This is a genomic window from Ruegeria sp. (genome assembly GCF_028066395.1).
GTDB lineage: Bacteria > Pseudomonadota > Alphaproteobacteria > Rhodobacterales > Rhodobacteraceae > Ruegeria.
The window spans coordinates 1-12399 of record NZ_JALCBM010000057.1; the positions used below are offsets into that span (position 1 = coordinate 1).

General features: G+C 56.7%; 9 protein-coding genes. 3 read left to right on the plus strand and 6 right to left on the minus strand.

All coding sequences use genetic code 11. From position 1 onward, the window contains the following. From MPJ51_RS16310 to MPJ51_RS16330, 5 genes are all read right to left on the minus strand, one after another. The coding region (locus tag MPJ51_RS16310; protein ID WP_298388866.1) for an alpha/beta fold hydrolase at positions 1-1807 on the minus strand (1807 nt) is incomplete at its 3' end. A 1-nt stretch (position 1808) separates the two neighbouring features. Beyond that, entirely contained in the window at positions 1809-2696 is an 888-nt protein-coding gene (locus MPJ51_RS16315; RefSeq protein WP_298388868.1) for a branched-chain amino acid ABC transporter permease, read from the minus strand. Continuing rightward, positions 2696-3475: an ATP-binding cassette domain-containing protein gene (locus MPJ51_RS16320; RefSeq protein ID WP_298388870.1), complete on the minus strand. Its 780-nt coding sequence runs from the start codon at positions 3473-3475 to the stop codon at positions 2696-2698. The genes MPJ51_RS16315 and MPJ51_RS16320 overlap by 1 nt, the downstream gene beginning before the upstream one ends. Further along, a complete protein-coding gene (locus tag MPJ51_RS16325; RefSeq protein ID WP_298388872.1) occupies positions 3468-4205 on the minus strand; it encodes an ABC transporter ATP-binding protein in 738 nt (245 codons plus the stop codon). The genes MPJ51_RS16320 and MPJ51_RS16325 overlap by 8 nt, the downstream gene beginning before the upstream one ends. A 60-nt stretch (positions 4206-4265) precedes the next feature. Next, a complete protein-coding gene (locus tag MPJ51_RS16330) occupies positions 4266-5507 on the minus strand; it encodes an ABC transporter substrate-binding protein (RefSeq protein WP_298388874.1) in 1242 nt (413 codons plus the stop codon). Positions 5508-5671: 164 nt separating this feature from the next. Between MPJ51_RS16330 and MPJ51_RS16335 the strand changes: the two genes are divergently transcribed. Beyond that, complete coding sequence (locus tag MPJ51_RS16335) at positions 5672-6397, plus strand: LuxR family transcriptional regulator (RefSeq protein ID WP_298388876.1); 726 nt, start codon at positions 5672-5674, stop codon at positions 6395-6397. 505 nt (positions 6398-6902) lie between these two features. Here the strand turns inward: MPJ51_RS16335 and MPJ51_RS16340 are convergent. Further along, on the minus strand, positions 6903-7817 hold the full coding sequence (locus MPJ51_RS16340; RefSeq protein WP_298388877.1) for a LysR family transcriptional regulator: 915 nt from the start codon (positions 7815-7817) through the stop codon (positions 6903-6905). Positions 7818-7879: 62 nt separating this feature from the next. On the opposite strand from MPJ51_RS16340, the gene MPJ51_RS16345 reads away from it, so the two are divergent. Together MPJ51_RS16345 and MPJ51_RS16350 are read left to right on the plus strand one after the other, a co-directional pair. Beyond that, positions 7880-11308: a molybdopterin-dependent oxidoreductase gene (locus tag MPJ51_RS16345; protein ID WP_298388879.1), complete on the plus strand. Its 3429-nt coding sequence runs from the start codon at positions 7880-7882 to the stop codon at positions 11306-11308. Between the two features lie 17 nt (positions 11309-11325). Beyond that, positions 11326-12267: an ornithine cyclodeaminase family protein gene (locus MPJ51_RS16350; protein WP_298388881.1), complete on the plus strand. Its 942-nt coding sequence runs from the start codon at positions 11326-11328 to the stop codon at positions 12265-12267. Positions 12268-12399 lie beyond the last annotated feature (132 nt).

Genomic DNA, 12399 nt, shown 5'->3' on the forward strand with positions numbered 1-12399 from the left:
ATTCGTCGGGCTTGTTGAAGAACGGCGCATGCTTTCCGCCGGGGATGTCCTGCGGTGCCCCACGCCACAGGTTTCCATAGCGAAGGCGCGCGATGTAATCGTGGTTGAGGAACGGATCATCGCTGCCATTGAGCAGGGCAAAGGGTAGTTTACCCTCGCTCAAAAGCCGCATCTGTCTGGGCCAGTCGATGATCCCCAGCTTGCCGATCATATACAAGCGCGCCCGTCCATCCGTGCGCCGCAGATTGCTATGAAGAAAGGCTGAATCCTCGGAAACCGGCGCAATGGCGCTGTTGGCAAAGTTGGTGGCCTCCTGACGCGAGAAATACTGTTTTCCCGCGAGCACCAAGTGAGAGTCCGGATTGTAGCCCCGCCCGAAATCAATCGGCACCTGATTGAGCGGCGGTGTCCCCGCAATGGCCAGCGCCTGCACCTGCACATTGCCCCGCGCGGCCAGTTCCAGACCGACATATCCACCCAGAGACCAGCCAAAGACACGCACATCCCTTACATTGCTGTCGGCCAGAACGGTTTCGGTAATCGCGGCATAGGTGGCGATGTTGTACGTGGTTTCAGGGTCTCCATTCGACGATACACCATGCCCCGGATAGTCGAACGAGATCACCCGGTACATGTCGCGGAACGCCTGGAATTGCTTGTAAAACGCCTCTTTGCAGGCAGAGTTTCCATGCAGGAATAGAAGGGCAGGTTTGTCTGTTTCTTCTGTATCCGCGACTGCGATTGTGCCGTATTTTGTTTCGATATAGCGCTCAACCGCGCCGAGACGGTCTTCCCGCGCCTGCGCGTCCCGTCGTCGCCAGCGCGCCATTAGGGAGGTGCGCAGAGCGTCCACAGCCTCGCGCAATTCTTGCAATGCCGCCCAAAGTCCGCCTGGGTAAAAGACGACCACTAGGATGATGGCAACTGCGATGATGATGTTTTGCCAGGCTCCGAAACCGGACAGCCATTCGGACAGGACTGAGATGGCAAAGGCAGCAATCACAGGTCCCCAAATGGTGCCCGTCCCACCAACCAGCAGGATCGACAGCAGGACAGTCAGAAAACCGATACCAAAGGCGTCAGGCGAGGCCACCCGCAGATAGGCTGCATAGAAGGCTCCGGCGATGCCCGTGAATACAGCGCTTGCCATCAGGGTCAGTCCGCGGGTGCGCGCCTCTGATACTCCGCGTGCGATGGCGTAATACTTGTTGTCGCGCAGGGCCACGATGGCGCGGCCAAGCCGCGAGCGGGTCAACAGATAAAGGAACGCAAGATTGGCCACCAGCAGCCCCAAGCCGACAAAATAGTACCCTATCCGCCCATCCTTGGATAAACGATAATCCCCAATCTTCAGCGTCGGCAGCGTTACCATACCAGAGGTGCCGCCTGTTACATTCGACGAGGAAATTACGATCAGGTAGATGAGCTGGCTCAACGCGATGGTCACAAGGATCACATAAATCCCATCCAGTCGCAGTACGGGCAGAGAGATGAGCAGCGCGACAAACGCCGCCGTTGCGCCTCCGGCCAGAATGGCGAGCCATGGGGACACCCCAAGCGTTTTGGCCAGAATGGCGTAGGTGTAGATGCCCACGGCAAACAGCCCGACATGGGCAAAATTGAAAAGACCTCCGTACCCGAGGCTCAGATCCCAGCTGGTCGCGACAATGGCGAAGACAAAGGCCAGAATGATGACATGCCGGAAATAAGTCGCGTCGAAGATGAAGGGAAAGACGATCAAGGCACCCAGCGCAATCAGCAGCGGCACAGCGCCTTGGGTTTTGTGAATCGGAGGATCATAGCGCATATCAGAGCGTCCTCTGATGTTTGCCAAAGAGACCTTCGGGTTTGATCAGCAATACGACAATCATGGTGAAGAACAGCACGGCAGGCGCCCAATAAAGGCCTACCACATAGATCGAGAAAGCCTCGAGCAGGCCAATGATGAAGGCTGCATAGATCGGGCTGGAGAAGCGGGCGACACCGCCAAAAATCACCACGATCAGCGCTTTCATCAGCGGCTCGGATCCCATTGCGGGGTTCATGAATCGGATAGTGCCAACAAACACGCCCGCCAAACCCGCCGTTACTGCGGACAGGCCAAAGGCGATGGCAAAGTACAGCGGCACATTCAGACCCAACAGCTCTGCCGCTTCGCGGTTCTGGGACACCGCACGCATGATCCGACCGGGACGTGCATAGCGCAGGAAAAGCCCGATCCCCAGCAGGATTGCCAGCACCAGAACCAGCAGGATGACCTCGCTGGTCGAAAGGCTGATTTGGCCAAGGACAACCTCGCCTTCGCCCAGTGGCGGGATCTGTTTGGACCGTGGCCCCCAGATCAAAAGCAACCCGTTTTCCAAGATGGCAGAGGCCGCAAGCGTTGTGATCACCGAAATAAGCACCACATCCGCCCGGCGTTCAAACGGTTTGACCAGCAGAAAGTGCATCAATGCACCAACCGCGAACATAACCGCCGAGGTCAACAGGATCGCCGGCAGTAGCGGCAGGTTCCAGGCATCCGCACTCGAGAATTGCCACGCGATATAGGCCCCCAGCGCGATGAAGGCGCCATGGGCAAAGTTGAAGATTCCAAGCGTGGTCCATACCAGTGAAAGGCCCGTTGCCATCAACGCATAGAGCGCGCCCAAAACCAGACCGCCTTGCAGAACCGAGAACAGGGTAGCGGCGTCCATCAGTGATGCTCCCCAAACAATAGCGCCATCAGCCCGTCGTGATCTGGCATCTCCTCGCGGGTCATGCGCCCGGAGATACGGCCGTGATCAAACAGGTAAAGCGTGTCGATGATCTGTTCCAGAAAGCCCACATCCTGATCAATCAGGATGATCGGCATTCCTGTTTTGCGCACTTTCAATATCGCATCGCACAATTCCTGCCGGATTTTGGGCGACAATCCCAGCGTGGGTTCGTCCAGAATGAGCAGGCGCGGAGCCGACAGCAGCCCCGCCGCGACGGAAACCATTTGCCGTTCGCCCCCAGACAGGAACCGGATCTTGTGCCCGCGACGCTCTGCTACGCGGGGAAAGAGGTCGCGCACCTGCTCTGGTGTCCAGCCATCACGACCCCTTGCGGCCTCCGACGAGATTGAAAGGGTCTCGTCCACAGTGAGTTCCGGGAACATCAGGTTGCCTTGCTGGACATGGATCAATCCGGCCCATGCGACCTTTTTGGGGTCCATGCGCCGCCGGGTGACGGCATCATAGTTGAAGTTCCGCCATTTTCGGCTGCCTCGCTCACCTTCTCGGTTCATCAGGTCGCCATGAAATCGGATTGTGCCAGACCAGGGGTCGATCAATCCGCTCAGCGTTTTCAGGAATGTCGTCTTGCCGTGACCGTTGGGGCCAAAGATGCCAGCACTTTCGCCCTGATGCAGGATCAGATCGATCTCTTGAAAGATCTGCACCGGATCATATCCGCCAGAGAGGTTTTTGACATGAAGGACCGGATCAGACATGAGTACCGCCCAAATAGGCTTCGATCACATCCGGGTTCTTGATGACCTCGCTGGGTAGACCCTGGGCAATCACCTTGCCCTGATCCAGAATGAGGAGCGTGTCGGACACCTCCATCAGCAGAGATAGAACATGCTCGATCAACACGATCGCGACCCCATCGCCCCGAATCGCAAGAATGACCTCTTTCATATTGTCGATCTCTGGGCCGGTCAGGCTGGATGCAGGTTCATCCATCAGCAGGACACGCGGCTTCAAGGCCAGGGATGACGCGATCATCAACAGTTTTCGGTAATAAACCGGCAAATTGCCGGCCATCGTATTGTGCATGGTGGGGGGAAACCCGACCAGATCGAGCATCTTTTCGGCCCGCGCGACCTGCTGGTCGAAGCCTAGCGTGCGCGCCGCGCTTTCCACAGCGACCAGCACGTTGTCGATGGCACTGAGGGCGACAAAGACGTTTTCGCGCTGAAATGTGCGTCCGATCCCGGCAAGGGCTATGGCATGGGGGCTGAGTTTTTGCATCTCGCACCCTTCCAGCATCACCGAACCTGCCGTCGCGCCAAAGGGGATGCGTGTGATGATGTTGAACAGCGTGCTCTTGCCGCTGCCATTGGGGCCTGCGATCCCGAAGATCTGCCCGGGGGCTACGTCAAAGGAAACGTCATCGACCGCCTGCAGGCCGCCAAAGCGCTTGGACATACCGCGCACAGAGAGAATAGGAACTGTCATGTCTGGTAAACCCCTGTTTGCGCCCGCCAAACCATCGAAGGCAGCGGGCGCAAGCCTGTATTAGTTGCCAGACATCCAGGGCGGCAGCCGGAACTCGCCATTGGAGTAGACGTCAGGGCCTACCATGGTCCGTTCACCGTCCCAGAGCTGCCAGAACGACACCGGCACATGGTCGTTGCTTTGCAATGCGACATGGGTTTCAGGGTCAAACTCGACATTGCCCGCAGCCGTTGCCACTTTGGTTTCACCGATGGCGACGCCGATAGCATCGTGATCGGTTGCGTCGCCCACCTTTTCAAGCGCGGCAAAGTACATGTTGGCCATCTCATAAAGCCCCACACCGTACGCGCCGGATTCAATGCCAAACTTGTCGCGATACTGTTGCATCAACTCTTGCCCGCGCGGCCACTTGGGGGAATCCAGCGGGCCGTTGATCAGGTTGTAGAGAACGCCGTTAGACTGTTCGCCCGTCAGATCCACGAATTCCGGCACCGATGGGGCATATTGCAGGAACATCAGGCTGTCGGTTGGATCTACCAGAAACTGCTTGAGGAATAGTGCAGAATTGCCCGGGATGTAATCTGTGTTGATCACAAGATCGGGGTTGGACTGGTTGACTTTAGCCAGAATGACCTTCCAGTCACTGACCTCGCCAAAGGGGACCAGTTCATCAACCACAACATCCCAGCCACCTTCAGAGAAGCTGGCCTTCATCCCTTCCGAGATCGTCTTGGAATAAGGGTTGTCCGAACTGATGATCGCGACGGTTTTGTCGTCAATGGTGACCGCCCCTGCCTCCGCCAGTTCCTGCACCATAGGCAGCACGTCCGTCTCATATCCTTTGAACGATGCGGTGTAGGACCAGCAGCAGTTATAGGCTTCGGGGTCCTGACTGACGATGGCGGCGAATCCTGGGCTGGGGCCCGCGGCGATATAAGGCATGTTCTCTTCAGCCATCAGATCGACTTCGAACATTGAAAGCGACGCATAGCCGGTCAGGATCACCTCGACCCCGTCGGTGCCCAATAGGCGCTCAACCGCGCTGGATACATTGGCGGCCGAGTGATCTTTCACATCAGCAACCTCGATTTCGAATGTGTAACCCGCCACGCCGCCTTTGGCGTTGGCCTCTTCCACGGCCCATTCCACACCGCGGATGAACTCCTCCCCATCCGAGGCTGTAGCGCCGGTCAACGGGGCCAAAACACCGATTTTGATCATTTCTGCCGAGGCCGAGCCGAATGCCATCAGGCTCAGGCACGTTGCCAGCGACGTTGATCGTAGCAGTTGATTGGATATCATCTGATTACCCTCCCATTTTGTCATTATAACTATCGCTACATGTTGAACGGTGCGGTGTTGCCAGCGGCCGAACAACTGGCAAATCTTGCAAAATGGGGACCCTTTCTGCTAAAAGTTGTCATCAGGCTTCCGGCCTGTGGCCAGTTGTATGAAGAAATCGAGCAGTGCCGACACTTGGTGAAATCAGTGAACTAGAAACGCCTTCATCGCCAAGCTGGGATGCGTTCGAACTGGATATCACCGATTTTTTGAAAAAGCTGGAATTGACCTATTACAGCTACGTGCAGGTGCGGAAACCGATGAAACAACCGGGCTCCGGTTCAATCGAATTTCGGGCGAATTACAAACCCGAATGGATCAAGCGCTATTGTGAACGCCGATACGACCAGATCGACCCGGTTTGTTTCCTTGCCAGGCAGGCCCGCTCTCCCTTTAGCTGGGGTAGTAAGCAGTTTCTCTCGGTGTTTTCCAAGCAACAGAAGCGGGTCTTTTGGGAGGGCCGCGATTACGGTATACACTACGGTTTTTCAATCCCTGTTCTTGGTATTGATGGGGGCGTCAGCGTCGCGTCCTTCACCGGTCATAACAAAAGCGCACTGGCCGAAGTGATCAGTGAACATGGCCCAAGACTTCATGTGGCCGCACATCAGATTTGTGACTTTTTGGAGCCGGGATCAGATGTGGCGTCGGAGGAGGGTTCACCGCTCACCGTGCGCGAACGCGAGTGTCTGGTTTGGGTCTCACAAGGTCTGACGAGCGAAGAGATAGCGGATCGTGTCTTTCTGTCCGTGTCCACGGTCAACTATCATCTGGGCAATGTTGTTCGAAAAATGAGCGCGCGCAATCGGCATCATGCTGCCCTTCTTGCGTTGGCGAAGGGCCTCGTCTAGCTAATTTGGAAGCATTGCAAGACGTTCCGCTGGTCTTTTAGCGCACTAGGTCAGCTGTTGCACAACTCCGATCTGGCATCTCAGAGTGGATTTATTTGTCAGAGCGTCAGTGTGGTTTGGTAGAGTGTCTTGAAAACTCAATGAACTCTCTAGGGAGGCGAACGACTATTCGTTTTGACAAAGAGAATGACAGGTTTGTTCGCGGTCTGTAAGTTTTACCTGCGTTGGATTTTGCCCCTGCAGCGAATGTCTCCTATGACGGGCGCACCGCTGCTCTCAGCTAGCTGGGTGAATGGCAGCAATGGGCCGTCCTTGTTTGAGCTCGGCCGCTCGCATTGGGCGATGCTGCGCCGCCTTCGATGTCGGCAGAGAGCCCAGAGTGACCGATGCCGCGCAGTGTACAAACGGGCACGAAGCGTAGGGAGCTGACGTTGCCGCATGCAAATTCACTTGATTGGAAATTCTACGTCGAAAATATAATAATGTCCTTGCTTTGCTCATCGGTTTATTTGACTTGATAAATACAGCGTACGACGGCACGTGCGGCAAGTTTCAGCGGAGACTGCTTTGGCCAAAATACCCCGGTGTCCATGTTCGGGATGGTGTCGCTTAGGCATTTGCGAACAATCCTCTGCCCTTCCAAAGACCAGGACCTGTAGACCATATCTGACAGGATGGTTACCCCCATCCCCCTGGCGACCATGCTGCGCAACGCTTCCATCGACTGACTACGAAACAAGAGCTTGGGAATAAAACCAAATTGTGACCAGACCTGTTGCATAGTGTCTTCATGCTCGTCCATCGTCAGCAGGATGTAGTTCTCTCCGGTCAGATCGACAAAGGCAATGTTTTCCTGCATCACTAGCGGATGGTTCGCCGCCAACCAAAGGTTGCGGGGCGATGACAAGACTGGGCGCAGTTCGTAGCGTTCTGGATTCGGCAGGTTTGACGTTAGCGCTATTCCCAAGTCGAATTGCCCTTGGAACAACCCCTCTTCGATTCCGGGGCGACTCGCTTCGGTTACTTCCAGTTGAATATCGGGATGCCGGCCCATTATGCGCTCCCAGGCGGCGGGAAGAAAATACCCCGAAATCGTGTCGGTGACGGCAAGACGGACTGTACCCGAGATGCTAGAAGCCTCTTGGTGGTTTGCACCGACTGCCTCGTGCAGCGCCGCTAGGATCGAATGGGATTGGCGCAGGAAAGCCTCTCCTTGTGCCGTCAACTCCATTCCGTGTGATTTGCGCCGAAACAGTTTGTATCCCAGCAACTCCTCCAAACGCCGGATGGCTATGGTGACCGAAGATTGCGTCACATTCGCCATGGCCGCTGCGCGCGAGACTTGTCCGGTCTCGGCAGTTGCGATGAAGAATTCAAGCTGTCGAACAGTTGGAAGCATAAATGAAATCAATATCAGCATTAAAATATAGAAACTAGCTATTCCTGTTGTGGCGTCGCAGAACCGTGGCGGGAGGAACCGCCATGTCAATTTCTGAAACCCAGGATATTCCCGGATTCTGCTGCATGTGCCGTTCGCGCTGCGGCGCGACGTTCGAGGTCCGAGATGGCCAGCTTCTGGCAGCGAAACCGGCGCCGGAGCACCCTACTGGCAAGGCGCTGTGCCTGAAAGGCAAGGCGGCACCTGAGATCTGGAGTAACCCCGATCGCGTCCTTTATCCGATGCGGCGCACCAATCCCAAGTCGAGCGACGATCCCGGCTGGGAACGGGTAAGCTGGGAAGCAGCCCTGACCGATATTGCTGGGCGGCTGAATAAGATCAGGACCAACCACGGTGCTGAAGCAGTCGGATTTGGTGTGACAACGCCCAGTGGCACGCCGATGAGCGATTCCATTGACTGGGTCGAACGCTTTATCCGGCTTTTCGGTAGCCCTAACACAGTCTACGGCACCGAAATCTGCAACTGGCACAAGGACTACGCGCATCGTTTCACCTATGGTTCTGGAATTCTTTTTCCCGACTACGCGAACGCCGATGCGATCCTCCTGTGGGGCTTCAATCCAAGCGCGGTCTGGCTTGATCAGGCAACCCAGATCGCCGAGGCGCGGGCCCGCGGCGCGAAAATTATTTCGGTGGATCCCCGCCGGGCAGGTTACGCACAGGGTGCAGACCACTGGATTCGGGTGCTTCCGGGGGAGGATGGCCCTCTGGCACTGGGCTTAGCCAATCTGTTGATCGAACACGGCGCCTACGATGCGGACTTTCTGAGACGCTGGAGCAATGCCAGTTTCCTGGTAAGAGAGGATACCGGCGAGTTCTTGCGCGAATCTGATCTGAATGGAGGTACCGGAGCCGGCCTTTATGTCGCCGCGAACGCCCAAGGTGAACCCGTGTTCTACGACGCCAACACCAAGATGTTTGGCGAGGGCTCGGAAAGCCTGGACCTTTGCGCCTCGATTCAAGTGGATACCCATTTCGGTCGTATCTCCTGCCGAACTGCTTTCATGTATTTTGCCGAGAGTTGCGCCGAATGGCCGGTGAACCGCGTCAGTGACGTCACATCCATTCCGGAAAGCGAGATACGCAAAGCCGCGGACACGCTGATGAGCGCGGACCGGATTGCCTATTACTGCTGGTCCGGCGTGGGCCAGCACCGGGATGCAACCCAGACTGACCGGGCAATTGCCCTGCTCATGGCGCTCAAGGGCGGCTATGATGCGCCGGGTGGCAATGTCGCCTTCAGCAAGCATCCGATGAACGTGCCGACAGGGTTTCATCAGTTTCCGGACGGGCAAATCGAAAAGGCACTTGGTTACGAGGCGCGTCCTCTCGGTCCGCCGTCGCAGGGCTGGGTGTTGGCGCGGGACCTGTACAGGGCAATCCTCGAAGAACGGCCCTATAAAGTGCGTGCGCTGATCGGGTTCGGAGCCAATTTGGCCGTATCTCATGGTGATACGGACTTGGGTGTTGACGCTCTGAAAGCTCTGGATTTCCACGTCCAGATTGACAGCGTTGAAACGCCGACGGCGCGTTTCGCTGACTACTTGTTACCTGCCAACACGCCATGGGAGCGTGAGGCGCTGCGCAACGGGTTCGAGGTCAGCCAGGAAGCAGAGAGTCTGGTTCAGCTCCGTCCGGTTGCTGTAGCCCCGACTGGGGAATCGCGGTCAGATACCGAGATTGTGTTCGATCTGGCAGTTCGGCTTGGCTTGGGAGACGCATTCTTTGATGGGGATATCGACGCGGCGCGGGAGTGGCAGTTGCAACCCACTTGCTTGACGCTTGCCGATTTGCGTGCCCGTCCGGAAGGTATCCGCCGCCCTTTGACTTACCGAGAAAGAAAATATGCGGAAAAGACTGATGCAGGCCTACGTGGCTTCGCAACCCCAACTGGGCTGGTTGAGATCTATTCTGAACGCCTACTTAGTCACTGGTACCACCCGATACCCGTATTCGAGTATCCTGCGGCCAAAGATGACAGCTATCCGCTCCGTTTGACGACCGCGAAAAGCGGCTATTTTTGCCATTCTCAGCATCGCAACATTGCCTCGCTGCGCAAAAGGATGTCGGCCCCGCAAGTGCGAATTCATCCGGACACAGCAGAAGCGCAGGGGCTGGAAGATGGGGATTGGGCCGAGCTGACTTCTGCCCATGGCAAGGCGCGTATGCAGATCGTCCTGGACACCGATTTGCATCCCGAGGTGCTGGTTGGCAGCTATGGTTGGTGGCAGGCCAGCCCCGCCCTGAAACTGCCAGGATTTGATCCGTTTTCCGACGTGGGATCAAACTATAACCGCTTGATTTCGGCGGAAGAGCACGATTCGATTAGTGGTTCGGTCCCGCATCGTTCGACCCGATGCGCAATTAGGCCTCTTCCGGGAAAAACGCATGTGAGACCCGCGTGGTCGGGATTCCGAACCGCTGTCGTTCAGGAAGTTGAACGGGTGGCCCAAGGCTGCACACGCGTAGCTTTTGCCGTGGACGGTTTCGAACTGTTGCCAGATTTTCTGCCTGGTCAGCATATCACCCTAAAAGCCAAGGTGCCGGGGCAGGACATCCCAGTCATCCGCTGTTACTCGCTGATCGGCAGCGGCGTCGATCCGGAACGGAAAACCTACGAGATCACCGTTCGGGTCGTGCCCGCCCCTCTAGGTGCCGACGATCTGACCGATGGGGTGATGTCGGGATACATCAACCATATACTCGAACCCGGATCTCTTGTGGAACTGAAAGCGCCGTCGGGTCGGTTCATCTTGCCGGTCGAAAGCAATTGCCCCATCGTGATGGTGGCCGGTGGGATTGGTATCACACCGTTCCTCAGCTATCTGGAAACGGCGGCGGTGATGGGTGCTAAGCATCCGATCCGGCTCGTCTATGCCAACCGCAACAGCGCAGGCCATGCCTATCGTGCCCGCATTGCGGGCCTTAAAGACAGGTTGCCGGGATTCGAAGTCATCAATATCTACAGCAATCCGCTACCGTCGGATGCCGCGGGTGGAACACATGATCGATCCGGTTTTGCCACTGCCCAAGACATTCTTGATGGCTGGGATGGCACGGTCCCTAACGTCTTTCAGTGCGGCCCGCCACCTATGATGGCCGCCTTGGAATCGGCGCTGGCAGACGCCGGGCATTCACCGGAAAGGCTCCACAAGGAGGCATTCGTGTCTCTTGTTGCCGACAAACCCCTGCCAAACGGGCCATTCCAAGTGACATTCGCCAAAAGTGGCAAGATCGTCAAATGGACAAAATCGGCAGGTAGCTTGCTGGATCTTGCAGAGAACCATGGGCTGGCCCTGGCCAGTGGCTGCCGGGCAGGACAATGCGAAAGCTGCCGGATCCGAGTGATCGAAGGCCTGACCATGCACCGTACAGAGTTGGCCTTCGATGAGGAATCACATTGTCTTGCCTGCCAGGCCGTTCCAGAAACCGACGTCGTTGTCGACGGATGAACTGCAAGGAAGTTGAGATGAAACTGTACTCAGCAAATGAAACCCGAGACCTGTTGCCCTTCGTGAAGCTTATCGAAGCTCTGCGGGTGGCATTCCGCAAAGGCGCGGAAACTCCGTTGCGGAGCCACCATTCAGTAGAGCTGCCGGGGCAGCCTGACGCAACCATCCTTTTGATGCCTGCGTGGCAGGCCGAGGGGTTAGGTGGTGTCAAGATTGTCAATGTCAATCCGGGCAATGCGGCAAGTGGCCTGCCAGCGCTGTCTTCAGCCTATTTGCTATTCGATACGGCGACGGGCCAACATCTTGCCATGCTCGATGGTGGCGAAATCACCAACCGGAGAACCGCAGCTGCGGCTGCGCTCGCAGCTGACTATCTCGCACGACGCGATGCCAGCAGCCTTCTTATTGTTGGGGCTGGGCAGGTCGCAGCCAATCTGACCGATGCGTTTTTCTCAGTCCGCCCAATCTCGCGTGTTTCGGTCTGGGATATCAACGGCGAGAACGCAGCCCGGCTGGCCGCAAACCTCTCGGCCCGAGGATATGAGGCGCGTGCTGTAAGCGACCTTCGCAATGCGGTTCCCGAGCATGACATCATCTCCTGCGCCACCCTAGCAAAAGAGCCACTTATACACGGCGCCTGGTTGCGGCCCGGACAGCACCTTGACCTGATCGGCAGCTTCACGCCACAGATGCGGGAAACCGACGATAACGCCATGGCGCGCGCACAAGTGTTCATCGACACACCCGACGCTCTTATTGAAAGCGGCGATTTGATCGAGCCACTTAAAACAGGTGCGCTGTCCGAGGATGCCATCAATGGCACCCTCTACGATCTTTGTGGAGGCAGAAATTCTGGAGGAGTTGACGGGACCGAAATCACGCTTTTTAAGGCCACAGGCACTGCCCTGGAAGATCTGGCGGCGGCCAAATTAGTCTGGGAAGAATGTAAGAATGCTTGATCGGCACTTCGAAAGTGGTGTGGCTGGCCACTTGGCAGTATTGGCGCTCAAATTCGTTGAAGAGCCCAAATTCTCGAATTCTGCGCGCCCCTCTTACCAGCAAAGCGCATCGTGAACCGGCCATTTGCGTGA

Bases quoted from the DNA above. Each gene is read 5' to 3' on its own strand.
- MPJ51_RS16315 (WP_298388868.1), bottom strand. From the start codon at position 2,696: ATGGACGCCGCTACCCTGTTCTCGGTTCTGCAAGGCGGTCTGGTTTTG.
- MPJ51_RS16320 (WP_298388870.1), bottom strand. From the start codon at position 3,475: ATGTCTGATCCGGTCCTTCATGTCAAAAACCTCTCTGGCGGATATGAT.
- MPJ51_RS16325 (WP_298388872.1), bottom strand. From the start codon at position 4,205: ATGACAGTTCCTATTCTCTCTGTGCGCGGTATGTCCAAGCGCTTTGGC.
- MPJ51_RS16330 (WP_298388874.1), bottom strand. From the start codon at position 5,507: ATGATATCCAATCAACTGCTACGATCAACGTCGCTGGCAACGTGCCTG.
- MPJ51_RS16340 (WP_298388877.1), bottom strand. From the start codon at position 7,817: ATGCTGATATTGATTTCATTTATGCTTCCAACTGTTCGACAGCTTGAA.
- MPJ51_RS16345 (WP_298388879.1), top strand. From the start codon at position 7,880: ATGTCAATTTCTGAAACCCAGGATATTCCCGGATTCTGCTGCATGTGC.
- MPJ51_RS16350 (WP_298388881.1), top strand. From the start codon at position 11,326: ATGAAACTGTACTCAGCAAATGAAACCCGAGACCTGTTGCCCTTCGTG.